The 26,903-nt window shown below is 72.2% G+C and carries 23 protein-coding genes and 1 pseudogene; 12 read left to right on the top strand and 12 right to left on the bottom strand.

The genetic code is table 11. The features are described 5' to 3' along the window. Window positions 1-255: pseudogene (locus tag ACGFNU_RS43190) on the bottom strand (hypothetical protein); the annotation flags it as partial. Further along, a complete protein-coding gene (locus tag ACGFNU_RS43185) occupies window positions 212-1,351 on the bottom strand; it encodes an NAD-dependent epimerase/dehydratase family protein (RefSeq protein WP_392602441.1) in 1,140 nt (379 codons plus the stop codon). The pseudogene ACGFNU_RS43190 and the gene ACGFNU_RS43185, both read right to left, overlap by 44 nt. Before the next feature lie 86 nt (window positions 1,352-1,437). Between ACGFNU_RS43185 and ACGFNU_RS43180 the strand changes: the two genes are divergently transcribed. The 3 genes from ACGFNU_RS43180 to ACGFNU_RS43170 all read left to right on the top strand — a co-directional run bounded on the left by ACGFNU_RS43180 (window position 1,438) and on the right by ACGFNU_RS43170 (window position 5,733). Next, on the top strand, window positions 1,438-2,847 hold the full coding sequence (locus ACGFNU_RS43180; RefSeq protein ID WP_392602440.1) for a zinc-dependent metalloprotease: 1,410 nt from the start codon (window positions 1,438-1,440) through the stop codon (window positions 2,845-2,847). Window positions 2,848-3,016: 169 nt separating this feature from the next. Beyond that, on the top strand, window positions 3,017-3,568 hold the full coding sequence (locus tag ACGFNU_RS43175; protein WP_392602439.1) for an NUDIX hydrolase: 552 nt from the start codon (window positions 3,017-3,019) through the stop codon (window positions 3,566-3,568). Window positions 3,569-3,993: 425 nt separating this feature from the next. After that, window positions 3,994-5,733 (top strand): ABC transporter ATP-binding protein, encoded by a 1,740-nt coding sequence (locus ACGFNU_RS43170; RefSeq protein ID WP_392602438.1) that lies wholly within the window; start codon window positions 3,994-3,996, stop codon window positions 5,731-5,733. A gap of 16 nt (window positions 5,734-5,749) precedes the next feature. On the opposite strand, the gene ACGFNU_RS43165 is transcribed toward ACGFNU_RS43170, so the two are convergent. The 4 genes from ACGFNU_RS43165 to ACGFNU_RS43150 all read right to left on the bottom strand — a co-directional run bounded on the left by ACGFNU_RS43165 (window position 5,750) and on the right by ACGFNU_RS43150 (window position 9,278). Then, window positions 5,750-7,111: an ATP-binding protein gene (locus ACGFNU_RS43165; RefSeq protein WP_392602437.1), complete on the bottom strand. Its 1,362-nt coding sequence runs from the start codon at window positions 7,109-7,111 to the stop codon at window positions 5,750-5,752. Next, window positions 7,108-7,827, bottom strand: coding sequence for a response regulator transcription factor (locus ACGFNU_RS43160; RefSeq protein WP_392602460.1), 720 nt, complete (start codon window positions 7,825-7,827; stop codon window positions 7,108-7,110). Before ACGFNU_RS43160 ends, ACGFNU_RS43165 begins: the two co-directional genes overlap by 4 nt. Before the next feature lie 114 nt (window positions 7,828-7,941). After that, window positions 7,942-8,562, bottom strand: a complete 621-nt coding sequence (locus ACGFNU_RS43155; protein WP_392602436.1) for a hypothetical protein — start codon at window positions 8,560-8,562, stop codon at window positions 7,942-7,944. Then, a complete protein-coding gene (locus tag ACGFNU_RS43150) occupies window positions 8,559-9,278 on the bottom strand; it encodes a M48 family metallopeptidase (protein ID WP_392602435.1) in 720 nt (239 codons plus the stop codon). Before ACGFNU_RS43150 ends, ACGFNU_RS43155 begins: the two co-directional genes overlap by 4 nt. A 253-nt stretch (window positions 9,279-9,531) precedes the next feature. Here ACGFNU_RS43150 and ACGFNU_RS43145 point away from each other — a divergent pair, with 253 nt between their 5' ends. Continuing rightward, on the top strand, window positions 9,532-9,834 hold the full coding sequence (locus tag ACGFNU_RS43145; RefSeq protein ID WP_392602434.1) for a hypothetical protein: 303 nt from the start codon (window positions 9,532-9,534) through the stop codon (window positions 9,832-9,834). Here the strand turns inward: ACGFNU_RS43145 and ACGFNU_RS43140 are convergent. Beyond that, window positions 9,821-10,621: an enoyl-CoA hydratase/isomerase family protein gene (locus tag ACGFNU_RS43140; protein ID WP_392602433.1), complete on the bottom strand. Its 801-nt coding sequence runs from the start codon at window positions 10,619-10,621 to the stop codon at window positions 9,821-9,823. The two genes, ACGFNU_RS43145 and ACGFNU_RS43140, sit on opposite strands and share 14 nt — an antisense overlap. A 155-nt stretch (window positions 10,622-10,776) precedes the next feature. On the opposite strand from ACGFNU_RS43140, the gene ACGFNU_RS43135 reads away from it, so the two are divergent. Then, on the top strand, window positions 10,777-12,135 hold the full coding sequence (locus ACGFNU_RS43135; RefSeq protein WP_392602432.1) for an ABC1 kinase family protein: 1,359 nt from the start codon (window positions 10,777-10,779) through the stop codon (window positions 12,133-12,135). Between the two features lie 434 nt (window positions 12,136-12,569). Here ACGFNU_RS43135 and ACGFNU_RS43130 read toward each other — a convergent pair whose 3' ends face one another. From ACGFNU_RS43130 to ACGFNU_RS43120, 3 genes are all read right to left on the bottom strand, one after another. Further along, window positions 12,570-12,731, bottom strand: coding sequence for a hypothetical protein (locus ACGFNU_RS43130; protein ID WP_392602431.1), 162 nt, complete (start codon window positions 12,729-12,731; stop codon window positions 12,570-12,572). A gap of 97 nt (window positions 12,732-12,828) precedes the next feature. Further along, window positions 12,829-13,107: a WhiB family transcriptional regulator gene (locus tag ACGFNU_RS43125; protein WP_392602459.1), complete on the bottom strand. Its 279-nt coding sequence runs from the start codon at window positions 13,105-13,107 to the stop codon at window positions 12,829-12,831. Between the two features lie 121 nt (window positions 13,108-13,228). Beyond that, on the bottom strand, window positions 13,229-13,612 hold the full coding sequence (locus ACGFNU_RS43120) for a hypothetical protein (RefSeq protein WP_392602430.1): 384 nt from the start codon (window positions 13,610-13,612) through the stop codon (window positions 13,229-13,231). 293 nt (window positions 13,613-13,905) lie between these two features. On the opposite strand from ACGFNU_RS43120, the gene ACGFNU_RS43115 reads away from it, so the two are divergent. Next, window positions 13,906-15,033 (top strand): hypothetical protein, encoded by a 1,128-nt coding sequence (locus ACGFNU_RS43115; protein WP_392602429.1) that lies wholly within the window; start codon window positions 13,906-13,908, stop codon window positions 15,031-15,033. On the opposite strand, the gene ACGFNU_RS43110 is transcribed toward ACGFNU_RS43115, so the two are convergent. Both ACGFNU_RS43110 and ACGFNU_RS43105 read right to left on the bottom strand, forming a co-directional pair. Then, a complete protein-coding gene (locus tag ACGFNU_RS43110; protein ID WP_392602428.1) occupies window positions 15,027-15,629 on the bottom strand; it encodes an FMN reductase in 603 nt (200 codons plus the stop codon). The two genes, ACGFNU_RS43115 and ACGFNU_RS43110, sit on opposite strands and share 7 nt — an antisense overlap. Continuing rightward, window positions 15,626-16,723 carry an LLM class flavin-dependent oxidoreductase gene (locus tag ACGFNU_RS43105; protein ID WP_392602427.1) on the bottom strand — a complete coding sequence of 366 codons (1,098 nt, stop codon included), beginning with the start codon at window positions 16,721-16,723 and terminating at the stop codon, window positions 15,626-15,628. The genes ACGFNU_RS43110 and ACGFNU_RS43105 overlap by 4 nt, the downstream gene beginning before the upstream one ends. A 123-nt stretch (window positions 16,724-16,846) precedes the next feature. On the opposite strand from ACGFNU_RS43105, the gene ACGFNU_RS43100 reads away from it, so the two are divergent. The 6 genes from ACGFNU_RS43100 to ACGFNU_RS43075 all read left to right on the top strand — a co-directional run bounded on the left by ACGFNU_RS43100 (window position 16,847) and on the right by ACGFNU_RS43075 (window position 26,894). Continuing rightward, window positions 16,847-17,776, top strand: coding sequence for an FAD-dependent oxidoreductase (locus tag ACGFNU_RS43100; protein ID WP_392602426.1), 930 nt, complete (start codon window positions 16,847-16,849; stop codon window positions 17,774-17,776). Window positions 17,777-17,910: 134 nt separating this feature from the next. Beyond that, entirely contained in the window at window positions 17,911-18,264 is a 354-nt protein-coding gene (locus tag ACGFNU_RS43095; RefSeq protein ID WP_392602425.1) for a YciI family protein, read from the top strand. A gap of 40 nt (window positions 18,265-18,304) precedes the next feature. Beyond that, window positions 18,305-19,519 carry an RNA polymerase sigma factor gene (locus tag ACGFNU_RS43090; RefSeq protein ID WP_392602424.1) on the top strand — a complete coding sequence of 405 codons (1,215 nt, stop codon included), beginning with the start codon at window positions 18,305-18,307 and terminating at the stop codon, window positions 19,517-19,519. Between the two features lie 93 nt (window positions 19,520-19,612). Then, the gene (locus tag ACGFNU_RS43085) at window positions 19,613-20,053 is read left to right on the top strand and encodes a hypothetical protein (RefSeq protein ID WP_392602423.1); all 441 of its coding nucleotides are present in this window, start codon (window positions 19,613-19,615) and stop codon (window positions 20,051-20,053) included. A 569-nt stretch (window positions 20,054-20,622) separates the two neighbouring features. Beyond that, entirely contained in the window at window positions 20,623-26,463 is a 5,841-nt protein-coding gene (locus tag ACGFNU_RS43080; RefSeq protein WP_392602422.1) for an SDR family NAD(P)-dependent oxidoreductase, read from the top strand. Next, entirely contained in the window at window positions 26,460-26,894 is a 435-nt protein-coding gene (locus tag ACGFNU_RS43075) for an acyl-CoA thioesterase (RefSeq protein WP_392602421.1), read from the top strand. The genes ACGFNU_RS43080 and ACGFNU_RS43075 overlap by 4 nt, the downstream gene beginning before the upstream one ends. Window positions 26,895-26,903: the final 9 nt, after the last annotated feature.

Raw genomic sequence — 26,903 nt, 5'->3', positions numbered from 1 at the left:
GTCAGTGCCCGCCTTGTCAGTGCCCGCCTTGTCAGTGCCCGCCTTGTCAGTGCCCGCCTTGTCAGTGCCCGCCTTGTCAGCACCCGCCTTGTCAGTGCCCGCCTTGTCAGTGCCCGCCTTGTCAGTGCCCGCCTTGTCAGTGCCCGCCTTGTCAGTGCCCGCCTTGTCAGTGCCCGCCTTGTCAGTGCCCGCCTTGTCAGTGCCCGCCTTGTCAGCGGCGGCGTTTGCGCGCGCGGCGGATGGCGGCCGCCGCACCGATGGCGGCGACGGTGGCGCCCGCCGCGGTGGCCATCGTGGCCTCCTTGCCGCCCACACGACGGCCGACGACGGCGTGCCGGCCCGCGCTCTCGTCCATGAGCACGCGGAGCGCCGTCGCGTTGTCGTACGCGGGCTTCCAGCCGGCCTCGCGCAGACGGGCGGCGTCGACGACCCACGGGTACGTCACGTAGTGCAGGTCCGTGGCGGGCGCCGGGGTCATGCCGAGGCGGTGCAGGCGCTGCGCCATGCCGAACGTGACGGCGGCGGGCAGCTCGAAGCTCCGCTTGCCGGTGATCTCGGAGACCTCCGCCGAGCCGAGCCAGCCCTCGCAGGAGACCGCGACCGGCCCGGGAACCTCGGCGACGACCACCATCTCCAGCGCCGACGCCAGGTCCTCGACGTGGCAGAACTGCCAGGCCGGCGTGCTGCCCTTGACCGACAGCAGCCGGGGCGCCTCGAAGTGCCGGGTCATCACGGTGTCGATCCCGGGCCCGACGAGGGCGGCGGGCCGGACGACCGTGACCTCCAGGCCCGGATGGGTGACCGGCGCGTTCGCGGCGAGATCCTCGATCTCCAGGAAGTCGCCCGCGATGCTGGCGTTGGCCTCGGCGAGGAGCGGCGCGTCCTCGTTCAGGGGGACCTCGTTGTCCGGGCCCGCCCCGTAGACCATCGCGCTCGTCACCAGGATCACGCGGCGCACCCGGGCGGCGGCCGCGGCGGTGACGACGGTCTGCGCGCCGCGCACGTTGTGGGTGCGGCGCTCCCGCGGATCGAGCTCGGGGGAGCTCTCGATGTCGGCGTGCACGATCACGTCCACGTCCGACAGCCGGTTCGACAGCAGCGGATCGCGGATGTCGACGACACGCCATGTGACGCCCGGCACATCTCCGCGATGGCCGTCGATGGCGACGACCTTGCGTACCTTGTGGCCCGAGGGGCCCCGGCCCCCCGCGCCCTCCGAACCGACTTCGTCGGCGTGTACAGCCCGCTCGGCGAGCCGCGCGGCCAGCAGCCGCCCCGCTCCGGTGGCCGCCCCGGTGACGGCGACGACCGGACCCTTGCTACGCCGAGGGCGAACCTTGCCCGTTGCCACGGAGGCGCCCCCTTCCTTGTGTACGCGAGTTCGCCAGGACCGGCTAACGTGGCCGGTATGAGCCCATCATGCCCAGGGGCGAACGTATGAGTGACACTCCGTTCGGCTTCAACCGTCCAGGAGACGGTGACGACGACAAGCCCCAGGACCCATTCAAGGCCATGGGCGGCGACATGCAGCAGTTCGCCGACATGTTGCACCGATTCGCCGACATGATCGGCAGCCAGGGCGCGCCCGGGGGGCCCGACGCCGGGCCGCTGAACTGGGACCTGGCCAAGAACATCGCCCGCCACTCCGTGGTCGAGCAGGGCGACCCGTCGATCGTGGACGCCGAGCGGCGCCAGGTCGAGGAGGCGCTGCGGCTGGCCGACCTGTGGCTGGACGAGGGCACGACGCTGCCCGCCGGCATCAAGAAGCCGCAGGCCTGGAGCCGGTCGGAGTGGATCGAGCAGACGCTGCCGGTCTGGGCGAAGGTGTGCGACCCGATCGCCACCCGCATGGTCGAGTCCATGGGCGGCGCGCTCGGCGGCGCGGGCGACATCCCCGCCGAGATGCAGGCGATGGCAGGCCCGCTGATCGGCATGGTCAAGCAGATGGCCGGGGCCATGGTGGGCGGCCAGGCCGGGCAGGCGCTGGGCGCGCTGGCCCGCGAGGTCGTCGGCTCGGCCGACGTCGGGCTCCCCCTCGCCCCCGACGGGGTGGGCGCGCTGCTGCCCGCCGGAGTCGACGCGTTCGGCGAGGGCCTGGAGGTCTCCGACGACGAGGTCCGGCTCTACCTGGCGCTGCGCGAGGCCGCGCACCAGCGCCTGTTCGCGCACGTGCCGTGGCTGCGGGCCCACATCCTGGGCGCGGTCGACGACTACGCGCGCGGCATCACCGTCGACCTGTCGGGCATCGAGCAGGCGGTCCAGGGCCTCGACATCTCCAACCCGGAGGCGCTCCAGGAGGCGCTCGGCGGCGAGATCAGCCTCCAGCCCGAGGAGACCCCGCAGCAGAAGGCGGCGCTGGCCCGGCTGGAGACCATCCTCGCCCTGATCGAGGGCTGGATCGACACCGTGGTCAACGAGGTCGCCGACGGCCGCCTGCCGGGTGCGGTCAAGCTGGCCGAGGCCGTCCGGCGGCGCCGCGCCACCGGCGGTCCCGCCGAGCGCACGTTCGCCACCCTGGTGGGCCTCGAACTCCGCCCGCGCCGCCTCCGCGAGGCCGGCGCCCTCTGGCGGACCCTCACCGAGGTACGCGGCGTCCAGGGGCGCGACGCGGTCTGGGAGCACCCCGACCTGCTGCCGACCACGGAAGACCTGGACGATCCCGAGGGCTTCGTGCACGGCAAGCCCGAGCTGGAGGGCCTGTCCGACCTCGACATCTCCGCCCTCACCGAGGAGCGGCCCCGCTCCGAGGAGAAGCCTCCTTCCGAGGATGGCGGCCCGGACGGCAGCGACGACTCGGACGACCGCGACCCGGACGACCGCGGCGACGACCCCGAAGCGGGCTCGTGAGGTACCGGGCCCGGTCACGCGTGAACGGCTGCCTGATCGACCCGGGGACCTCCTCGGTGGTGATCAGGCGCCGGATCGCCCGTGCCTCACTCTGCTGGCAGCGCCCGACCGACCATGAGCGCCGGCGCCGCCATCCGGCCAACTCGCTCTACCCGCGCATAGGCAGGACGTGACCCGGCCACCGGCCATCGACGCGTTGCACACCGATGCCGTGCGCGTCCTGAAGTCGTGGCGGGCGCCCGATCCCCACCAGGATCGGCTCCGCCACGACTTCCTGCGGCACCTGGACGAACACGCCGACGGCACGTGGCGCGCGTGCGTCCCCGGGCACATCACCGCCAGCACCCTGGTCCTGGACGCCACCGGCACCCAGGTCCTGCTGACCCTGCACAGCAAGGTCAAGGCCTGGCTCCAACTCGGCGGCCACTGCGAACCCGGCGACCGCACCCTGGCCGAGGCCGCCCTTCGCGAGGCCACGGAAGAGTCCGGCATTACCGATCTGGCGTTCCGTCCAGACCCCGTCCAGCTCGACCGTCACGCCGTGCGCTGCCACCCCGAGGGTTCCTGGCACCTGGACGTCCAATACGTCGCCTACGCCCCGGAGAACGCGCGCCACGCGATCAGCGACGAGTCCGACGACCTCCGCTGGTTCCCCGCCGCGCACCTCCCCGACCCGACGGACGACGCCGTCCGCCGCCTGGTGAGCCGCGCCGCCTTCTGACCCCGGCGCCGTCGTCCCCACACACGATCCGGATGCCCCGGTGATCGAGAGATCACCGGGGCATCCGGCGTTCCAGCCCCCGGAAATGGCATTTAGCTTTTTCTTAGATTTCCCTTCGGTGCAGCTCAGTGCAGTTTATGAAAGGTCATCAAAGTGACCGTATAAGTTCATTTCTGCAAGGCCGCGAACGCGGCGAAAAGGAACCGGAAGGACCCGAGATGAGCTTCAAGAAGATCGTCCCCGCCCCGCGCAAGCGTCCCGTCAAGCCGGCCCCGCCCAAGCGCCACAAGCGCCGTAAGCCGGCCTGCAAGCGGCACGCCAAGTAAGCGGTGAGTCGGACGGGAGCCGGTGGGAGGCAGCAGCCCCCGCCGGCTCCCGTCCTGTATGCGCGGACGGACGTCCGCGCCGATCGATTGGAGGGGGACGTGGCTCGATCACTCGTTCCGTCGGCCGCTCCCGTGGTGTCCGTCCGCACGACGTTCCGCCGTTTCTGGCCGCTCATGCGGGGCGATCGCAGGCTGCCGGCCCTCGGCGCCGGGCTCGCCATCGCCGCGGCGGCCTGCGAGGTCGCCGCGATCTGGCTGTTCGGCGTCATCACCGACGACGCGCTGGCCGCCCGCGACCTCGGTGCCTTCTGGGCGCCCGCCGGAGCGTGGCTCGGCATCGCGCTCGTCACCGCGCTGATGACCTTCGTCGGCGAGTACGTGACGACGCTGGCCGGCGAGCGCTTCCTGCTGCGGCTGCGCGACCAGGTCTTCGCGCACGTCCAGCGGCTCTCGCCGGAGTTCTTCGACCGGGGCCGGCTGGGCGATCTGATGGCCCGGCTGACCGACGACATCGAGGCGATCGAGGAGCTCGTCGCCTCCGGGCTCGTGCGGCTGGTCACCGCGGCCGTCAGCACCGTGTTCTTCGTGGCCGCCGCGTTCTACGTCCGGTGGGACCTCGCGCTCGTGGCCTGCGCGCTCGTCCCGGTATTCCTGCTCGTCACCCGCGGTTTCTCCGGGCGCTTCCGGCAGGCGGCGGGACGCGAGCGGCTCAGCAACGGTGTGATGACCAGCACCGTCGAGGAGAGCCTGTCCAACCAGCCGCTCGTCCAGGCCTACAACCGGCAGGAGACCGAGGCCCGGCGCCTGCACCGGGAGGGGCGCGGCTGGCTGGAGGCCAAGATGGCCGAGACCCGGCTGTCGAGCCTGTACGGGCCGCTGGTGGAGGTCGTGGAGACCGTCTGCGTGCTGGTCGTCCTCGGCGTCGGCGCCTGGGAGCTGTCGGCCGGCCGGATCACGCTCGGCGGCCTGCTGGCCTTCGCCGCCTACCTCGGCTACCTGTACCCGCAGATCCAGAGCCTCGGCGAGCTGGCGCTCGTCGCCGCCGAGGCCGCAGCGGGCTCCGACCGGGTGCTGGAGGTCCTGCGGACCCGCCCGGCGGTCGTCGAGGGCCCGGCGCCGCGCACGCGCGTGGCGGGACGCGGCCGGATCGCGTTCGACGACGTCACCTTCCGCTACCCCGGCGCCGCCCGGCCGGTGATCGACCGCCTGCGCTTCCGGGCCGGCCCCGGCGAGCTGCTCCTCCTGACGGGCCCGAGCGGATCGGGCAAGTCCACGATCACCAAGCTGCTGCTGCGGTTCCACGACCCGGACTCCGGCGGGATCCGCCTCGACGGCGTGCCGATCCAGGAACTGTCCCTCGCCACACTGCGCGACACCGTCACCGTTCTCCAGCAGGACACCCTCATGTTCTCGGGGACCGTCCGGGACAACATCGCCTACGGCCGCCCCGGCGCCACCGAGGCGGAGATCGTCGCCGCCGCGGTCGCCGCCGACGCCCACGACTTCATCACCGCGCTCCCGGACGGCTACGCCACCGACGTGGGCCGGCAAGGACGGCTGCTGTCGGGCGGGCAGCGCCGCCGGATCGGCATCGCCCGCGCCATGGTGCGCGACGCGCCCGTCCTCGTCCTGGACGAGCCCACCACCGGCCTCGACGCGCGGACGGCGCGCAACGTCCTGGAGCCGCTGCGCCGCCTGATGGCCGGGCGGACCACCATCCTCATCACCCACGACCTGCACCTGGCCCCCGAGGCCGACCAGATCATCACCCTTGACCACGTCCAAGGGGACCCAACGGCACCCAGCGATCAACCCGCGCCGGCCCCAGCGCCACACTGACCGGCCTGAACGCGGATCAGGGGGCGGCGGGGAGGCGGAGCCGGACGAGCGCCCCGCCGCCGGGACGGTTCGCGGCGGACACCTCGCCGCCGTGATGTTCAGCGGTGTGCCGGACGATCGCCAGCCCGAGGCCCGAGCCCGGCAGGGCCCGGGCCTCGGGCGCCCGGTGAAAGCGCTCGAACACCAGCGGCAGGTCCCGCTCGGGGATCCCCGGGCCCTCGTCCGCCACGATCAGCTCCCCGTTCCTCAACGTCACCTGGACGGTCCCGTCCGGCGGGCTGAACTTGACGGCGTTGTCCAGGACGTTCGTGACGGCCCGGACGAGCTCGCGCTCCGAGCCGTCCACCGGCCAGGGCTCCAGTTCGACCTGGAACGTCGCGGCGGGTGCCCGCAGCCGCACCCGCTCCACCGCCGCCAGCACGAGCCGGTCGAGCCGGACCCGCGTGCGGCTCGGCACCTGCCCCTCGTCCCTGGACAGCTCGACCAGGTCGCCGACCAGGTTCGTCAGCTCGCGGAGCTGGGCCCTGACGTCGGCGAGCAGCGCGTCGTGGCTGCCGTGCGGCAGCGAACGGCCGGGGTTGGCGCGCGCCTGGATCAGCAGGTCGATGTTGGCGCGCAGGCTGGTCAGCGGTGTCCGCAGCTCGTGCCCGGCGTCCGCGACGAGGCGGCGCTGGCGTTCCCGGGAGCGGTTGAGCGCGGCGAGCATCGCGTTGAAGCTGCCCGCGAGCCGGCTGATCTCGTCGTCGCCGGAGACGCGGATCGGCTCGGTGGTGAGATCCTGGGTGCGGGCGATGCCCGCCGCCGCCCGGGTCAGCCTGCGGACGGGCTGCAGCCCGGCGCCGGCGACCGCGACGCCTGCGACGCCCGCCAGCAGGGCCCCGCCCGCGCCGACGGCGAGGGTCACGTACTGGAAGCCGGTGAGCGTCCGGTCGAGCATGGTCAGCGAGCGGGCGAGGACGATCACGGTGCCGTCGTGCGCGTGGATGGTGATCACCCGCATGTGGACGCCCCGCGAATGCCCGTCGGCCAGCACGAAGCGCGGGCCGTCCGGCGCCGAGACCCGCCGGACGGCGGCCAGGTCGACCGGCGCGGGGGCCCGTGTGCCCGGCGGCTGCATGATCTTGCCGTCGCGCACCGTCGCCATGCTCATGTCCAGCGCCGCCAGCAGGTCGGTGTCGTGGCTGTCGGTGGGGCGGCCGTTGGCGTTGTCGGCGAGCGTCCGCGCCTGCCCGATCAGGTTCCGGTCGACCTCGCCGCGCAGGCGCCCGGCGAACATGGTGAACGACACGACCGAGGTGACCATGATCGCGGCGATCACCGCCCCGGCGGCCAGGAGCGCCACCCGCGCCCGCAGGGAAAGGGAAGGGCGCCTGATCACGCCGGGTCCTCACGCAGGGAGTAGCCGACCCCCCGGACGGTGTGGATCAGCCTCGGCCCGCCGCATTCCTCGGTCTTGCGGCGCAGGTAGCCGATGTAGACGTGCAGCGAGTTGGACGAGGGCCCGAAGTCGAAGCCCCAGACCTCCTCGTGGATCCGCGTCCGCTCCAGGACCCGGCGCGGCCGCCGCAGCAGCACCTCCAGCAGGTTGAACTCGGTGCGCGTCAGGTGCAGGACCCGGTCGCCGCGCCGCACCTCCCGGGTGTCGACGTTCATGACCAGGTCCGCGAACCGCAGGATCTCCTCGGGGCCGTCCCCGTCCGGCCCCTCCCCGAAGCCGCGGGAGCGCCGCAGCAGCGCCCGCAGCCGCGCCATCAGCTCCTCCAGCTCGAACGGCTTGGCCAGGTAGTCGTCGGCGCCCGCGTCCAGCCCGGCGACGCGGTCGCCGAGCTGGTCGCGCGCCGTCAGCAGCAGCACGGGCAGGTCGTCGCCCCGGCCCCGTAGCATCCGGCAGGCCCCGAGCCCGTCCAGCTGCGGCATCATCCAGTCCAGCACCACGGCGTCGGGCCTGGCCCGGTCGATCGCGTCGAGGGTCTCCAGGCCGTCGGCGGCCAACTCCACCTCGTAGCCGTTGAAGCGCAGGACGCGTTCCAGCGCCGAGCGGACCGCCTCGTCGTCGTCGGCCACCAGGATGCGCCGGCCCTCGGTGCTCGGCATGGTCATGTTCGGCCTCCCCCTCGGTCCGTCGTCGTCACCACCAACGTCGGCGCACGACCTGAACACGAGGTGAGAGCGGTCTAAGACCGCTCTCAGGACGTCCGAAACGGGGGGCTAGGAGAGGGGATGGCCTTCCAGGAGGGCCCGGGTGGTCTCCCAGCCCTCCAGCCCCGGGTCGAGGAGGCGGAGATCTTCCGGGGCGCGGAGGCGGTGCCAGGAGGGGCCCTGCGGGATCTGGCCGGGACGCGGCGCGGCGGCGCGGAGGCGGGCGAGCGCGTCGGGGACGTCGAGATCGGTGTCCTTGAGGGCGGTGGCCAGCCAGTCCGGGAGCGGGAGCCGGGCGGCGAGGGCCACCAGACCGCCGCCTTCCGACTGGCAGGCGGCCGACGGGGCGCTGCCGAGGGCGCGGAAGAGCTTGCCCAGCAGGAGTGGCGGGAGATCGGGGGCGTCCGGCGCCAGCAGCGCGGCCTCCTCGGCCCCGGCCGCGTGGAGGGCGGCGAAGGCGCCGGGCAGGGTGTCCTCTCGGACGATCAAGGTGCCCGGCCAGGTGATCGCCTCGGCGTCGGGCTGGTGGGGAGGGCTCAGCACCAGGGCGGGCTTGACCAGCTCCAGCCCCGCGACCACCTCGTAGGTGTCTTCCAGCAGGGCGAGCCGGAACTCGCCGGGATCGGCCCCCGGCGGGCTCGGCCGGTGCGGGGACGGAACGGAGAGGACCGCGGCGTAGCGGACGGTCACCCCGCGACCCCGTGGGTGAGATCGTCGGGCACGTCGCCCTCGTCCGCCAGCGGGAGGTGCTCGGCCGCGGCGACGCCCTCCAGGTAGCCGCGGGCCCGCTCGGTCTTGGGGTAGTTGCCCACCAGCGCCCAGAAGTCGGCCCCGTGGCCGGGGATCAGCAGGTGGGCGAGCTCGTGGACCAGCACGTAGTCGACGACCCAGGACGGCATCCCGCGCAGGCGGGTGGAGAGCCGGATCGTCGCGTCGTCCGGCGTGCACGACCCCCAGCGGGTGCGCTGGTTGGCGACCCAGCGCACGCTGGCGGGCTCGGCGCGGCCGGCCAGGTGGCGCCGGGAGAGCTCGCGCGCCCGGGCCTCGAGGTCGGCGTCGCTGGGACGCCGGCGGCGTTCGCGCTCGGCCAGGCGTTCGAGGATGGTCGTGATCCACTGTTCCTCCTCGGCCTTGCTCAGCCGGGAGGGCAGCATCACGACGACCTTGTCGCCGTCGCGGTAGGCGGACACCGTCCGCCGACGTCGATTGCTACGGCGGACCTCAACGTTGGGGGGCACCCCAGAACCGTACCTAAAATTTTGCGTCCTCCACAGGGGGTGTTTGGCATCATCCCAGGTCAGCACCAGTGTTTTTACCAATCCCCAAAGAGTTTCCACAGCGTCTCCCCGCGCTTTCCACAGCAACACCCCGAGGCGTCCCCAGGCGCCTCCACATGCTTTCCACATGGGCCCGTTGACGGCCCCCGGAGCCCCTCCTACTGTCGGGGTCCGAGACGGCTCCGGCCGCCGGGAAGCCGCTTCGTTTGGGGAAGGGAAGCGGAGGCCCGGCGACCGGGGCTTTCCTGTGTTTCCCCTGGGTAAGTACCGACTGCAGTCGAGTACGGGGGGCACTGTGAGCAAGCGCGAGAGGGGCGTTCCCGAGGGGGTTTCGCCAAAAGAGGAAGTCCGGCGTTCGGCCGCCGCGCGCGTCGGGACCGGCGTGAGCGGCATGGTCATCGGACGCCTGGCCGGCCGGGTCCTGCGGCCGCTCACCCGCAAGGTGGCGCGCCGCTACGGCGTCTCGGCGTCGGCCGCCGTCCGTGTGATCAACGTGGCCGCCCCGATGGTGGCGGGCATGCTGGCCGGTCAGTGGGCCAAGCACAAGGCCCGCAGGAGGGCGGCGGCCGCCTACCGCGTCCACGCCGGCAAGGAACCGCCCGGCGCGATCCCCGTCCGTCCGGACGGCTCCACGATGCGCCCGGCCAAGCACCGGCCGGCACGGCGGAGGCCTATTCGCCGGTGAAGTTCGGGCGGCGCCTTTCGCGCTGGGCGTTGATGCCTTCGAGCATGTCGCGGGAGCTCATGGTGACCGGCTGGGCCAGCGACTCCCAGCGGAGCGCGGCGTCCAGGTCGGCGTGGCCTCCGTTCGCGAGGGCCACCTTGGTCAGGCGGGTCGCGATCGGGGCCTGGGCGGCGACGCGTTCGGCGACGGAGAGGGCCTCGGCCAGCACCGACTCGCGGGGGACGGCGCGGTTGATCAAGCCACGCGACTCGGCCTCGGTGCCGGTGACGGCGCGGCCGGTGAAGAGCAGCTCGCGGGCGAGCGGGAGGCCCGCGACCTCGGGCAGCAGCCAGGTGGTCGCCATGCCCGGGTGGAGGCCGAGCGCGGTGAACGGGACGAGCAGTTTGGCGTCGGCGGCGGCGTAGCGCAGGTCGCAGGCCAGGGCGAGGGCGAATCCGGCGCCGACGGCGTGGCCGTTGACGGCGGCGATGGTGGGCACTTCGAGGTCCCGGATCGCCAGCCAGGTCCGGTAGAACTCCAGCATCCGGTCGCGGAGGGGCGGTACGGCGATCGCGTTGGTGTCGGCGAGCCAGGAGAGGTCTCCGCCCGAGGTGAACGCGCTTCCGGCGCCGGTCACGACGACGCAGCGAAGGTGCTTGTCGGCCCGCAGTCGCGAGATGGCGTCCTTCCATGCCGCCGTCATCTCGTCGGACATCGCGTTCCGCCGGTCGGGGTCGTTCAGCGTGAGGACGGCGACTCCGCCGGGACGGTTTTCCACCAGCAGCACATCGGACAGCGCATCGGACATGGCGCGCACAGTATCGCGGGGGCCCGCGAGAGGAGGGTGAGAAAGCGCACACTTACCGTATCTGTGCAGGTCCGGTGATTGTGCCCGAGCTCACTCGCACAACTGTTTCCGGGGCGTCGTAGCGAGAAGCAGGGGCGATCACCGAGAATGAACCTGTGAGCGATCTTCCCCGCCGCGCGGTGACGCGGTCCGCAAAGCTGGCGTCCCTCCCGCTCGGCTTCGCCGGGCGCACCGCCCTCGGGGTCGGGAAACGCACGCTGGGCAAACCCGCCGAGGCCGTCGCCATGGAGATCCAGCAGCGCACCGCCGAGCAGCTCTTCAAGGTGCTCGGCGAGCTCAAGGGCGGGGCGATGAAGCTCGGCCAGATGCTGTCGATCTTCGAGGCCGCGCTGCCGCCGGAGATCGCCGGGCCCTACCGGGCCACGCTGACCAAGCTCCAGGAGGCCGCGCCGCCGCTGCCCGCCGCCGCCGTGCACAAGGTGCTCGCGGAGGGGCTCGGCGAGCACTGGCGGGACGAGTTCGAGTCGTTCGACGACAGGCCGGCCGCCGCCGCGTCGATCGGCCAGGTGCACAAGGCCGTCTGGAAGGACGGCCGCGCGGTCGCTGTCAAGGTCCAGTACCCGGGCGCGGGCAAGGCGCTCATCAGCGACTTCAACCAGCTCGCGCGGCTCGGCAAGCTCTTCGGGATCCTGATGCCGGGGCTCGACGTCAAGTCGATGCTCGCCGAGCTGAAGGAACGGGTCATCGAGGAGCTCGACTACACGATCGAGGCCGACTCGCAGCGCCGGATGCGCGCGGGGTTCCCGGCCGACGACCCGGACTTCTACATCCCCGAGGTCGTCGCCCAGGCCGGGCACGTCCTGGTCACGGAGTGGATCGACGGCACCCCGCTCTCGAAGATCATCTCGTCGGGGTCGCAGGACGAGCGCGACCACGCCGCGCTGCTCTACTGCCGGTTCCTGCTGTCGGGGCCCAAGCGCGCGGGCATGCTGCACGGCGACCCCCACCCGGGCAACTTCCGCATCCTGGCCGACGGCCGCCTCGGCGTCCTCGACTTCGGCGCGGTCGACCGCGTCCCGGCGGAGTTCCAGCACCGGATGGGCCGCCTGCTGCGCATCGGCACGCTGGACGACATCGGCCAGATCGAGGACGCGCTGCGCGACGAGGACTTCATCCGCGAGGGCGTCACCGTCGACACCGAGTCGCTCCAGATGTTCCTGGCCCCGATCACCGAGCCGTTCATCAACGAGACGTTCAAGTTCAACCGCGAGTGGCTGCGCGACATGGCCGCCAAGGTCACCGACCTGCGCCCGACGAACGTCGTCCGGCAGCTCAACCTGCCGCCCCAGTACGTGATCGTCCACCGGGTGCTGTCGGCCGGCACCGGCGTGCTGTGCCAGCTCGAATGCGAGATCCCGGCCCGCGCCGAGTCCCTCAGGTGGGTCCCGGGCTTCGCCGACGACGATGACGACTCCCCCATCGACACCAGCGTCGACACCGAACTGGCAGGCTGACCGGCTGAGAAGCCGAGCGGGCCCCGTCGCACTGATGAGGTGCGACGGGGCCCGCTGTCGTGCGCGCCGAGGAGAGGTGGCGTAGAACCTCAGGCGCGCGGGGCGCCGACCGGGAGGCCGTCCGTCCGCCAAACCATCCAAGAAGGGCGGGCGGTGGCCTGCGACCGGTCGGACAGGATCTCTGCCAGTGGGGCGGCAGGATCCCTCCAAGAAAGCTGGCAGGTTCCCGTACGCACCCGATGCACGTACGGGATCCGATTCCGGGTTCGCTTCGGCCGGACCGGCTTAACGGGCGGGCCGGCCGACAGGGTCAGGCCGGTGCGACCGGGCGGTCCGTACCGAAGGCGATCACCGGTGACGGCCGGGCGGTCCGTGACCGAGGCGATCGCCGGTCCGGCCGGGTCCCCGCGGCCGGCCGGGCCGGCGATCAGCGATCAGCGGGCCAGGAGGATGCGGCGAACCCGGGCCGCACGGGCCTGGGCGTCGCGGCGCGCGCGCCGGCGCGCCCGTACTCGCGCGGCCAACTGGAGCTGCGCGATCTCCTGGTCCATGTCCCGTATTCGTGCGCGGGACAGTTCCTGGCTAAGCAAGATCATCTCTTTCTCCCTGGAAACCCGGGGGCGCAGTCCTTGTACGGGGACCGCGCTCCCCGGGTTCATACGGTCGAGTATCGGCGTGGTGGTCATGTGTCCCTCACACGGCCACTTCGTCCGGACGCGGGTGCTTGCGCGGACGGCCACGGGGCCGCTTGCGCGCGACGATCACACCGCGGACGAACAGCTCGCCGCCCCAGACGCCCCAGGGCTCGGCACGCTCGATGGCGCCGGCGAGGCAGGCCTTGCGGAGCGGGCACTCCAGGCACATGGCCTTGGCCAGCTCGACGTCGGCGGGAGCCTCGGCGAAGAAGAGCTCCGGGTCGGTCCGGCATGGAAGGGTGAGGTCCTCCTCGCTCACGGCGAGAACCCCCTGCATCTCAGTCACCCTTGTTCCTCTCGTTGGATCTCAACGGGTGTGTCGTGGGTTGTCTGGGCAAATAAGAAGGGCCGCGGATCCGGTATCTGGATCCGCGGCCCTGGGGGCTTGCCGTGTCTTGTTAGACCGGTCGCCTCCAGGGGTACGGACCCAGCACGCCACCCTTGACGGTGACGCCCACGTGGGCCGTGGCCGGAGCGGTGGGGCTGGTGTCTTCATTGAGGTGATCGAAGACAGTCGTCCCCTGCTCGTCCTGGACTTGCTGCTTGCACAGTCGTCCCGTGCGAATGACGGAGTCATCGCCGGACAGCCGCCGCGCTCGCATGAGCCGCGCCTCGCGCCGCTCAAGGAGCTCCATGCCGCCGCCAGGTCGTGCCGCCGCGCCACCGAGCGCGATGCTCAATGGCGAGAGGCCGGACTCAGCGGTATACGTCGACCAGGGAGTGGAGGAGCGCAGGCAGGCGTCAGTCCAGGACAGCTGTGATTTCGTCAACATGTTGCTCACCGGACCGCACACCACCTCTCTGGCTCCTCGGGGCCGGACACCTGGATTCAAGATCCACCGGCGTCGGCCGTTTGATTGCTCGCGTAGAGCGTACGGTGACTCGCGCAAATCAATCAAGATATTTTTGACCTGCGGTTTTGTGGGTGAGTTCACCCCGTTCGAAGGAAACCGATCTTGCTCCGCCGGCGTCGAACCTCCGATGAGGCTCTGCCGCCTGGATCCGGCCGGACTACCCGGAACGCCCCGCATCTTCCATACTCCCTCATAAGTCCAGTCGATCAAAGGTCACCGACATGGCGGATGACATGACCGCGGTGCCGTACGCCCTGCTCGCCGCGCGGGTGCACGCCCTGTTGAGGCTGGCCATCGAGGCCTTGGAGTCGTATCTCTATCTGGTGCCGGTGCTGGACGAGGGAGTCCCGCGGCCGCTCCTGGCCAGGGCGGCGGACGTGGCGCGCGAACGGGCCGAACGCCGCGAGCACCGCCTGGCCCGCTTCGAGGATCTCGCCCGCACGCTCGCGCTCACCCCGGTGATCGAGCGGATCCGCACCCTCGACGCGGCGGTGACCAGCGCGTTCGACGCCGTCCATGCCACCGACGACGCCCACACCCGCCTCCTCCACGAGGCCCAGGAATTCGCGCCGCTGCCGCCGCCGTCCAAGGAGTCCGTCGGCGCCGCGTGGACGCCGGCTCCCAGCGCCGAGGCCGGCACCGAAGTCGACCTCGACTACGAGCGCATGCTGCGCGTCTCCGAAGAAGTCGGCCGGCTCGCGGAGGAGAGCTACGAGAAGGTCGATCTTCACCAGGTCGACCAGCTGGGCCGGACGGCTTCGAGGGAGCTCGACCGCGTGTTGGATGGGCTGGACGACCTGCCCATCCTCGAAAGACGGCTCGGCGAGGCCCGCGAACGCGTCTCGGTGATCGAAAGCGAGCTCGCCGCCCTCCACGAGCTCGCCGCCGGAATCGCGCTGAGCGTCGCGCGGGTGCGCCCGGCCGATCAGATGCTCGTCCGTGGTGAGGACGTCTACGACGTCGTTTTCGGCACGGCGCTGGAGAACGCCCTGGCGGCGGGGCTGGAGGCACTCCGCGCCGAAGGCCCGGAAGCGCCTCGCGACTGGGACGCGTTCGCCGACACGTTCAACCGTTCACTCGCCAAAGGCACTCAGGCCGAACCGCCCATCCCCACTGCACCGGTCGACCTGGCGGATCTGCGCGACACACTTCACGGGCTGGCACCATCGATGGATCGCCGCGTCCGCGCGTGGTTTCTCAAGGTCGGCGACCGGCTGATGGCCGGTCTCGGCCACGATGACGGGAGCGCGGCCACGATCACGCTGGCCGCGCTCTGCCTCGCCGCCGAGGCCGCTCCCCACTCCCCCGAAGCCGCCGCGGAGCTACGACGGCTCGCGGCCGGTCACTGACCGGCCAGCAGTCGCTCGAACGGGATCGGGTCGTCGTACGGATCGGACTCGACGGCAGGCGCGCGTCCGGCGATCAACCCCGCGAGCTCGGCACCGGCACGGTCGACCCGTTCGACCAGACCCCCGGCGGCCTCACCGGCCGCGCCCCAGTCGGCGGTGGCGGCGAAGACCGCGGTGGGGACCACGAGCGACCGCAGGTAGGCGAACATCGGCCGCACGGCGAACTCCAGCGCCAGCGAGTGCCGCGCGGTCCCGCCCGTCGCGCCGATCAGCACCGGCTTGCCCTCCAGCGTTCCGGGCTCCAGGACGTCGAAGAACGTCTTGAAGAGCCCGCTGTAGGACGCGTTGAAGACCGGCGTCACCGCGATCAGCCCGTCGGCGCCCGCCACGCGTTCGACCGCCCCGCGCAGCTCGCCCGCCGGGAACCCGGTGAGCAGGTTGTTGGTCAGGTCGTGCGCGTGATCGCGCAGCGCCACGTGCACGACCTCGGTGTCCTCGCCGAGGGACCGTACGGTCGCCGCCGCGAGCCGGTCGGCCAGCAGGCGGGTGGACGACGGGTCCCGCAGGCCCGCCGACACGACGGCCAGCGTGCTCATCGGGTCGTCTCCTTCTTCGCGTCGTTGGCCGCCACCAGCTCCAGATGGCCGGGCGCACTGGCCGGCACGTGGCTGGGCCGCAGGGCCTCGAACTCCTTGCGCAGCACCGGCACGACCTCTTCGCCGAGCAGGTCGAGCTGCTCCAGGACGGTCTTGAGCGGCAGTCCGGCGTGGTCCACCAGGAACAACTGCCGCTGGTAGTCGCCGAAGTAGTCCCGGAACTGGAGGGTCCGCTCGATGACCTCCTGGGGGCTGCCGACGGTCAGCGGCGTCTCCCGCGTGAACTCCTCCAGCGACGGTCCGTGCCCGTACACGGGGGCGTTGTCGAAGTAGGGGCGGAACTCCTTGACCGCGTCCTGGGAGTTCTTGCGCATGAAGATCTGGCCGCCGAGCCCGACGATCGCCTGGTCGGCCGAGCCGTGCCCGTAGTGCTCGTACCGGCGCCGGTAGAGCTGGATCAGCCGCTGGAAGTGCTCCTTCGGCCAGAAGATGTTGTTGGCGAAGAACCCGTCCCCGTAGTACGCGGCCTGCTCGGCGATCTCGGGGCTCCGGATCGAGCCGTGCCAGACGAACGGGGGCGCGCCGTCCAGGGGGCGCGGCGTCGAGGTGAAACCTTGCAGCGGCGTACGGAACTTGCCCTCCCAGTCGACGACGTCCTCACGCCACAACCGGTGCAGCAGGTGGTAGTTCTCGATCGCCAGCGGGATGCCCTGCCGGATGTCCTGCCCGAACCAGGGATAGACCGGGCCGGTGTTGCCACGGCCCATCATGAGGTCCACGCGCCCGTCCGCGAGGTGCTGCAACATGGCGAAGTCCTCGGCGATCTTCACCGGGTCGTTCGTCGTGATCAGCGTCGTGGACGTCGACAGGATCAGGCGCTCGGTCTTCGCCGCGACATAGCCCAGCATCGTGGTCGGCGACGACGGCACGAACGGCGGGTTGTGGTGCTCGCCGGTCGCGAACACGTCCAGCCCGGCCTCTTCGGCCTTCTGGGCGATCGTCACCATCGCCTTGATCCGCTCGGCCTCCGTCGGCGTCCGCCCCGTCGTGGGGTCGGTCGTGACGTCCCCCACGGAGAAGATCCCGAACTGCATGGCGGCCTCCAGTTAGTAGAACTTTCAACTAACCCGTCGAACCCCAGCGTACACCGCCCTATTCCCGGCATCAGTCGACGGCCGCGATTCTCAATGGCCCCTCTGGCACGCAATGATCACCTCATGACCAAGGTGCTCGTCGTCGGCGCGGGGGTGATCGGGCTCAGCTGCGCCGTGCGGTTGGCGGAGGCCGGTCACGACGTCCAGGTAGTGGCGCGCGATCTCCCCACCGAAACGACTTCATCCGTTGCGGCCGCTCTCTGGTACCCCTACCTCGCCTTCCCCCAGGAACGGGTCACGGCCTGGTCGGCCGCGTCGTACAAGGAGTTCGCCGACCTCGCCGAGATCCCCGAGACCGGCATCCGGGTCCGCCGGGGCAGCGAGCTTCTCAAAGACCCGCAACCCGACCCCTGGTGGAGCTCGGCGGTCCCGAGCTTCGAACGCCTCCCCGCCCCGCCACCGCCCTACGCCGACGGCTGGAGCTTCGAGTCACCAGTGATCGACATGGCCGTCTACCTGCCCTGGCTCCACGCCCGCCTGGAGTCGCTCGGCGCCACGGTGACCCGCCACGACCTTCCGGCCCTCCCGGACGCGCCCCTCATCGTCAACTGCTCCGGCCTCGGCGCCCGCGACCTCGCCGCCGACCACTCCCTCACCCCCGTCCGCGGCCAAGTGGTCGTCCTGGAGCAGTTCGGCTTGAACGAATGGTGGATCGACGACAACGACCCGGAACGCCTCTCCTACGTCGTCCCCCGCACTCACGACATCGTCGTCGGCGGCACCGCCCAGCACGGCGACTGGAACCGTGACCCCGACGCCGGCACCGCCCAGACGATCCTGGCCCGCGCCGAACGCATGGTCCCGGCCCTGGCAGGCGCCCGCGTCCTCCGCCACAAGGTCGGCCTCCGCCCAGCCCGCCCCACCGTCCGCCTGGACGTCGAACGCCTCGGCGACCGCCGCATCGTGCACTGCTACGGCCACGGCGGCGCCGGAGTAACCCTCTCCTGGGGCTGCGCCACCGAAGTGACCAACCTGATCACCACCACCACGTGACGCGATGATCAGCCGACCCTGATCCGGCGTTTTGGGTTCCGGAATCTTTTGGTCCGGGTGTCGATCTGGGGGGTGGGTCGTTCGACGCAAGGATGAGAGGTGGGGAGAGGCCCCGCTCGACCTAGGGAGTCAGCATGCCGCGGTTCATGACGGTCATCCAGATGGACGAGAACGTCGAGTACGAGGACCCGGGGCCGGAGTTCGAGGCGCGGATGGGGGCGCTGTTCGAGGAGATCACCAAGGCCGGGGTCATGCTCGACACGGCCGGGCTCGCCAAGACCGAGGAGGGGACGCGGGTCACGTGGGCCGACGGGAAGGTCGGCTACACCGACGGGCCCTTCACCGAGAGCAAGGAGGTCATCGGCGGGTACTCGATCATCCAGGCCAAGGACAAGGCCGAGGCGCTGGAGTGGACCAGGCGGTTCCTGGAGATCCACCCGCCGCACTGGCGGATCACCGCGGAGGTCAGGGAGATCACCGAGGGCTGATCCTTGCCCGGTCCGGGCAGGGCTGCTCTCATAGGTGGTCGTGACGGCGAGCGAGACGATCGAGGCGGTCTTCCGGATCGAGTCCCCGCGGATCATCGCCGGTGCCGCCCGGATCGTCCGGGACGTGGGCATCGCCGAGGAACTCGCGCAGGACGCGCTGGTCGCCGCGCTGGAGCAGTGGCCGGAGTCGGGCGTCCCGGATAACCCGGGCGCCTGGCTCATGGCCACGGCCAGACACCGCGCGATCGATCTCGTCCGGCGCAAGGAGACGTACGCGCGCAAGCTCGCGGAGGTCGGCCGCACGCTGGAGGACACGCCGCCGCCCGAGGCCGACGGCATCGACGACGACCTGTTGCGGCTCATCTTCACCGCGTGCCATCCGGTGCTGTCCACCGAGGGCCGGATCGCGCTGACGCTGCGGCTGCTGGGCGGGCTGACCACCGAGGAGATCGCGCGGGCCTTCCTGACCTCGGAGCCGACGGTCGCGCAGCGCATCGTCCGCGCCAAGCGCGCCCTCGCCAAGGCCGGCGTCCCGTTCGAGGTGCCGTACGGCGACGATCGGGCGGCTCGCCTGTCGTCGGTGCTCGAAGCCATCTACCTGGTCTTCAATGAGGGCTATTCGGCGACGACCGGCGACGACCTGGTGCGTCCCGCGTTGTGCGAGGACGCGCTCCGGCTGGCGCGCGTCCTGGCCGGCCTGATGCCCAAGGAACCCGAGGTCCATGGTCTGGCCGCGCTGCTGGAGATCCAGGCCTCCCGCATCGCGGCCCGGACCGGACCGGACGGCGAGCCGGTGCTCCTCGCCGACCAGAACCGCGCCAGGTGGAACCGTCTCCTCATCCGGCGCGGCCTGGAGGCGCTGACGCACGCGGGCACGGGCCCGTACTCCGTCCAGGCCGCGATCGCCGCGTGCCACGCCAAGGCCGTCCGGTACGAGGACACCGACTGGACGACCATCGCCGCGCTCTACGGACGCCTCGTGGCCCTGACCCCATCGCCCGTCGTCGAGCTCAACCGCGCGGTGGCCGTCTCCATGGCGGCGGGCCCCGCCGCCGCCTTGAAGATCGTGGACGCCCTCGCGGACGCCCCGGCCATGAAGAACTACCACCTGCTGCCGAGCGTGCGCGGAGACCTGCTGGAACGCCTGGGCCGCCTGGACGAGGCGGCCGCCGAGTACGAGCGGGCCGCCTCCCTCACCCGCAACGAACGCGAGAAGACCCTCCTCCTGGCCCGCGCCGCCCGCTCGACGCCGTGACGTGCCGCGCGCCCGTCAAGGCCCCAGAGGATCATCGGGAGTTGGTTCCGTGGGGCCTTGGAAGGGGACGGGCCGCTCGGCACCATCGCGGGCATGATCAAAAAAACGATGGTCTCCGCCGCCGTCCTGTCCGCCGGCCTGTCGCTGGTCGCGGTCCCGGCCGCGCACGCCGACGACGCCTCGGTCCAGGCCCGCGGCACGTCCGGCTCCGTCAACACCCGTGACAGCGGCGTGCCCGACGGCTCCGGCTTCTTCTGGCACGACGGCAACGGCGCCCAGCCGAAGAACAAGTCCGTGATCATGGTCCGGGACAACCGGAAGGACGGGCAGTGGGTCAGGATCACACTGCTGCGGATCAAGAAGCCCTACAACCAGATCATCACCACGCTCGAGAACAAGAGCGACAAGAAGATGAACCGCAAGTACAAGGTCGTGAAGGTGAAGGACGGGACGAAGGTGCGGCTGCGCGTCTGCCTGACCAGCCCCGAAGGCGAGAAGACCCCCAGCTGCAAGAGCAAGGACTTCATCGCCTGATCCGCCCGGCACCGGCCGTCCCCGCCCGAAACGGCGGGGGCGGACGCCCGCCGGTACGAGGTCGCGCTGCGCGGGGACGATAAAGGACGCCATTCACGGTGCGTCCGAAGCCGGTCACATAGACGATATATGAAATGTATTTTCTTAACAGCTGGCACTGGCAAGAATCGTCACCCGCTATGACACTGAGCTGCAAATCTGTGGCGTTCTGTGAACGCACGTTCGAATCGGTCAATCAGGCACGCACGGGACGGTTGGCGCACTTCGCCGCAAGAGCGCGGCCAAGGTCGGCGCCTGTTGCTCGATGACGGGGCAAGAGTTGGTAAAGAAAAGTCTTGTGTCGGCCGCCTGATCTCTTGACGGCCGCAGAACGCGCTCCCTACAGTCGAGTAACTTAGAACGATCTTGGCTCGGAAGAGACGGCGACAATTGTCGGCCGCCGCTTCCGGAATGGCCGATCGCCGCTTCGCGCTTTTCCTCACCCGAATGCTCCGCCGTTCATTTCGGCATGCCCGCAGGCGGGTGCGGATCGGCGTGCGAAGTGCCGCTGCCGCTTCATGGGGGTTCATGTGGGTTCTCGTATCGCGATCGTCGGCATGGCGTGCCGTTTCCCCGACGCCGCGACGCCCGACGAGCTGTGGGACAACGTGCTGGCGGGGCGCCGGTCGTTCCGGCGGATCCCGTCCCAGCGCATCCGCCTGGAGGACTACTACAACGCCGACCGCAGCTCGGCCGACCACATCTACATCACCGAGGCCGCGCTCCTGCGCGACTGGGAGTTCGACCGGGTGCGCTTCAAGGTCGCCGGGTCCACCTTCCGCAACGCCGACCTGACCCACTGGCTCGCGCTGGAGACCGCCGCCGAGGCGCTGGCCGACGCGGGCCTGCCCGAGGGGCGCGGTGCCCCCGGCGAGTCCACCGGCGTCGTCGTCGGTAACTCGCTGACCGGCGAGGGGATCCGCGCGGCGCAGATGCGGCTGCGCTGGCCGTACGTGCAGCGCGTCGTCGCCGACGCCCTGAAGGACGACGTCGCCGCCGACCGGCTCGCGACGCTGCTGGCCGAGCTGGAGCACTCCTACAAGGCGCCGTTCCCGGTGCCGGACGGCGACTCGCTGGCGGGCGGGCTGTCCAACACGATCGCGGGCCGCATCTGCAACCACTTCGACTTCAACGGCGGCGGCTACGTCGTGGACGGCGCGTGCGCCTCGTCCCTGCTGTCGGTGATCACGGCCTGCAACGCGCTGCTGTCCGGCGACATGGACCTCGCGGTGGCGGGCGGCGTGGACATCAGCGTGGACGCCACCGAGCTGATCGGCTTCTCCCGCGCGGGCGCGCTCGCGATCGAGGAGATGCGGGTGTACGACCAGCGCTCGGCGGGATTCTGGCCCGGCGAGGGCTGCGGCATGGTGGTCCTGATGCGCGAGGAGGACGCGGTGGCCCGCGGGCATCGCGTCCACGGGTTCATCGACGGCTGGGGCGTCTCGTCGGACGGCGCGGGCGGCATCACGCGTCCGGAGACCGACGGGCAGCGGCTCGCGCTGGACCGCGCGTACCGCCGCGCCGGGTTCGGCCCGGGCGACGTCGCCTACTTCGAGGGGCACGGCACGGGCACCGCCGTCGGCGACGCCGCGGAGCTGGAGACGCTGATCGAGGCGCGCCGCGCCGCCGGCGCGGACACCCCGCCCGCGGTCGTCGGCTCGATCAAGGCCAACATCGGGCACACCAAGGCCGCGGCGGGCGTCGCGGGCCTGATCAAGTCGGTGAAGGCGGTCGGCGCGGGCGTGCTGCCGCCGACCACCGGCTGCGAGCGCCCGCATCAGCTGCTGAACGAGGGCGCGGACGCGCTGCGCGTGCTGCGCAAGGGCGAGCCCTGGCCGGACGGGGCGCCGCTGCGCGCGGGCGTCAGCGCGATGGGCTTCGGCGGCATCAACACGCACGTGGTCGTGGAGGCGCCGAGGGCGGGCCGCCGGACGCGCGTCGACAACCGCACCCGGTCGGTACTGAACTCCCCGCAGGACGCGGAGCTGTTCGTCCTGGACGCCGACTCCCCCGCCGCGCTCGCCGAGCGAGCCACCGCGCTCGTTCCCGCCGCGGCGGCCGCGGCACGCTCCGAGCTGCCCGACCTCGCCGCTCACCTGGCCGGACGCCTCGCCCGCCGCCCGTGGCGCGCGGCCATCGTGGCCGACGCCCCGGCGAAGCTGGCCGAGTCGCTCCGCCGCGTCGCCGAACTGGCCACCGGCGAACTCGCCGAGGACGCGAACGCGACCGGGCCGTGGCGGCACATCGACCCGGCGGCCGGCGTCTTCGTCGGCGGGCCGGGCGAGCTGCCGCGGATCGTCTACCTGTTCCCGGGCCAGGGCTCGGGCACCCGGTCGGACGGCGGGGCGCTGCGCCGCCGTTTCGAGGCCGTGGACGAGCTGTACGAGACGGCCGCGCTGCCGGCCGGCGGCGACCAGGTGGAGACGGCGGTGGCGCAGCCCCGCATCGCGACCGCCTCCGTCGCCGGGCTGCGGGTGCTCACCGAACTGGGCGTCGAGGCGCGGGCCGCCGTCGGCCACAGCCTCGGCGAGATCACCGCGCTGCACTGGGCGGACGCCCTCGACGAGGCGGCGCTGCTGCGGATCACGGCGGCGCGCGGCGCGACGATGAGCGCGCTGGCCGAGGACGGCGGCGCGATGGCGGGGATCTCCGCCGACGCCGCGACGGTCGCGGACCTGCTCGCCGAGCAGGACGACGGCGTCGTCATCGCGGGCCACAACGGGCCGCGGCAGACCGTGGTGTCCGGCCCGTCCGCCGGGCTGCTCAAGGTCATCGGCCGCGCCACCCGGGCGGGGCTCCAGGCGGTGCGGCTGCCGGTGTCGCACGCGTTCCACTCGCCGCTGGTCGCCCCGGCCGCCGAGGCGTTCGCCGGGCACCTGGAGGGCGAGGCGCTGGCGCCGGTCCGCCGCCGGGTGGTCTCCACGGTGACGGGCGAGCCGGTCGCGACCGGCACCGCCGCGGAGCTGCGGGAGCTGCTGCGCGCGCAGATCACCGCGCCGGTCCTGTTCGCCGGCGCGCTCGCCGCGGCGGCGCGGGACGCGGACCTGCTGATCGAGGTCGGCCCCGGCCAGGTCCTCACCCATCTCGCCCGCGAGATCACCGGCGTGCCCGCCGTCGCCACCCGCACCGACGAGGACACCCTCACCGGCCTGCTGGGCGCGCTCGGCGCCGCGTTCGCCGCGGGCGCGGGCGTCGAGGTCGCCGAGCTGTTCGCCGACCGGCTGATCCGGCCGTTCGACCCGGACGCCGAGCCTGGCTTCATCGCCAACTTCTGCGAGATCGGTCCCGAGGTGGACGCCGGGCTGCTGGCCGACGCGTCCGCGCGGGCGGCCGGCGCCGCGGGCGGCGCGCCCGCCGTCGAAGCGGTGGACACCGCGGACATCGACGACCCGCTGCTGCTCATGCGCACGCTCGTCGCCCGCCGTGCCGAGTTCCCGCTGGAGGCCGTCCAGGCCGACAGCAAGTTCCTCGACGACCTGCACCTCAGCTCCATCGTCGTGTCGGAGCTGGTCGGCGAGGCGATGCGCACGCTCGACCTGAACGAGCCCGCCGCGCCGACCGGCTACGCGACCGCGACGCTCGGCCAGGTCGCCGAGACCCTGCAGGAGCTCGTCGCGACGGGCGGCACGGGGACGGAGGACGCCGAGACGGCGGCCGCGCGCATCGTTCCCCCGGGCGTGGGCCCGTGGGTCCGCGCGTTCGCGCTCGACCGCCGCACGGCGCCCGCGCCCGCCCGGACCGCGCCGCGCGCCGAGGGCGCCTGGCAGGTCGTCGGTGATCACCCCGCCGCCGGGGCGCTGCGCGAGGCGCTGGAGTCGGCGCGGCTCGGCGAGGGCGTCCTGGTGATCGTTCCGTCCGGACGGGACGAGCGGCTCGCGACGCTGCGGTCCGGCGCCGACGCCGTCCTGGCCGCCAAGGACGTGAAGCACTGCGTCCTCGTCCAGGAGGAGCCGGGTGCCGCCGGGTTCGCCAAGACGCTGCACCTCGAGGCGCCGTGGGTGGCCACGACCGTGGTCACCGCCGCCCTGGACGACCCGGCGACACCGGAGCTGGTCGCCGCCGAGGCCGCCGCGACCGACCGGTTCCGCGAGGTGGAGCACGCAGGCGGCGTCCGCCGTGAGCCCGTCCTCGCGCCCGTCGAGCTGGACGGCATCGACCTGCCCCTCGGCGCCGACGACGTGCTCCTCGTCACCGGCGGCGGCAAGGGCATCTCCGCCGAGTGCGCCCTGTCACTGGCCAAGGAGAGCGGCACCCGGCTCGTCCTGCTCGGCCGGTCGGCACCGGACGGGGACGCCGAGCTGACCGCCAACCTCGAACGCATGGCGGCCGCCGGGGTCACCGCCCGCTACCTGCGCGCCGACGTCACCGACGCGGCCCAGGTCATCGCGGCCGTCACGGCGGCGGAGGCGGAGTTCGGGCCGGTCACCGCCGTCCTGCACGGCGCGGGCGGCAACGTCCCCAAGCTGCTGGAGGAGCTGACCGACGAGGACTACGCCCGCACGATCGACCCGAAGGTCGCCGGCCTGGAGGCGGTGCTCGCCGCCGTCGACACCGCGCGGCTGCGGCTCGTCGTCACGTTCGGCAGCATGACCGGGCGCGCCGGGCTGCGCGGCGAGGCGCACTACGCAATCGCGAACGAATGGCAGAGCGACCTCGTCGAACGGCTCGCCGCCGAGCTGCCGCACTGCCGCTTCCGCGCGGTCGAGTGGTCGCTGTGGTCCGGCGTGGGCATGGGCGAGCGGCTCGGCTCGGTCGAGAACCTGGCCCGCGCGGGCGTCACCACGATCACCCCGGACCAGGGCGTGAAGATACTGCGCGATCTGGTCGCCGACCCGACCGCCCCGGTCGTCGCCGTCGTCACCGGGCGGTTCGGCGAGATGCCCACCGTGTCGTTCGGCGCGGGCGAGCTGCCGCTGCTGCGGTTCCTCGAACGGCCCCGCGTCGGCTACCCCGGCATCGAGCTGGTCGCCGACGCCGAGGTCGGCTGGGACAGCGACCCGTACCTCGCCGAGCACGTCTTCGGCGGCGGGACCGAGGCCGTCCTGCCCGGCACCGTCGGCATGGAGATCATGGCGCAGGCCGCGGCGGCGCTGCTCGGCCTCGACACCGACGCCGGGGCGGACGCGGCGCCCGTGCTGACCGGCGTGGAGTTCCTGCGGGCGATCGCCGTCCCCGCGGACGCCACGGTCACCGTGCGGGTCGCCGCCCTGCGCACCGCTCCGGACCGCGTCACCACCGTCGTCCGGTGCAGCACGACCAACTTCCAGGTCGAGCACTTCCGCGCCGTCTGCGAGCCGCCCGCCGCCAAGCCCAAGGGCGCCGGGCTCGTCCGGCAGGAGAACGCGGCGCTGCCGCCCATGGCGATCGACCCGCAGACCGAGCTGTACGGGCCGATGTTGTTCCACGGCCCGCGGTTCCGGCTGATGGGCGACATCCGCCGGGCGGACGCCCAGCACGTCACGGCGCGGCTGCTGCCCGACACCCGGGTGGACTGGTTCGGCCGCTACCTGCCGGGACAGCTGCTGCTCGGCGACCCGGCGGCCCGCGACTCCTACATGCAGCCGCTCGCCCTGTGCGCCCCGACAGTCCTCGCGATCCCGGCGGGCGTCGACCGGCTCGTCCCGGGCCCGCACGCCGGCGCGACGCCCGCGTTCGTCCACGCCCGCTACCGGCGCGACGACACCTGCTGGGACATGGAGATCACCGACGAGGACGGCCAGCTGATCGAGACCTGGGAGGGGTTCCGGACCCGGATCGTCGAGAAGTTCCCGCTGCCCGGCGGCTGGGTGCCCGCCCTGCTCGGCCCGTACGTCGAGCACGCGCTCGTCGAGTTCGGCCTGGCCGGGCGGGCGACGCTGGACACCGACCCGGACGGCGCGTCCCGCCGCGAGGCAGCCGAGCTGGCCGTCCGGCGGCTGCTCGGCGGGGACGTCGAGCTGCGCCACCGCCCGGACGGCAAGCCCGAGCCGAGCACCGGCGGCACCGTGTCGATCGCGCACAGCGCCGGGATCACCCTCGCGACCACCACGCCCGGCTGCGACCTGGAGATCGTCGCCAACCGGGACCGCGACACCTGGGCCGGGCTCCTCGGAGCCGACGGGATCGCCCTCGCCGGAGCCATCGTCGAGGCCACGGAGGAGGACTTCGACACGGCCGCGACCCGCGTCTGGACCGCCGCCGAGTCCGCGGTCAAGGCCGGGCTGCCCGCCGGCACCCCGTTCACGCTCGACTCCGTCCACGAGGACGGCTGGGCGGTGCTCGCCGCCGGCGACGCGCGCGTGGCCACGCTCGCGGCCGGGATGCGGGGCGTCGCCGAGCCCGTCGTGCTGGGCGTCCTGACGCGGACGGCCGGCGAAGGGGCCACGGCGTGAGGGGCTACGAGTACCGGCACATCGTCACGATCGAGGACACCGACCTGCTGGGCAACGTCAACTACGTCAACTACATCCGGTGGCAGGGCCGCGCCCGCGAGCTGTGCATCCGGGAGTACTCGCCGGACGTGGTGGCGGGGTTCGGCGACGGCGTCCGGCTGCTGACCGTGAGCTGCCAGTGCGAGTACCTGCGGGAGCTGACGGTCTTCGACGAGGTCATCGTGCGGATGTTCCTCGGCGAGCTGGGCCAGACGCAGATGACCATGACGTTCGAGTACTGGCGGCAGCGGCCCGAGGGCGAGGAGCTGGTCGCGACCGGCGAGCAGCGCGTCGCCTGCGTCCGCGCCGACGAGCGCGGCCACATGAAGCCCGCCCGGATCCCCGAGTCGATGCGGCGTCTCATGGACGCCGCGACGGCCGGCCGCCGATGAAGGAGAGGA

The sequence above is a fragment of the Spirillospora sp. NPDC048911 genome (genome assembly GCF_043198015.1).
Taxonomy (GTDB): domain Bacteria; phylum Actinomycetota; class Actinomycetes; order Streptosporangiales; family Streptosporangiaceae; genus Spirillospora.
Note: the sequence above shows the minus strand (reverse complement) of the source record. Positions and strands in the feature narration are given on the sequence as shown.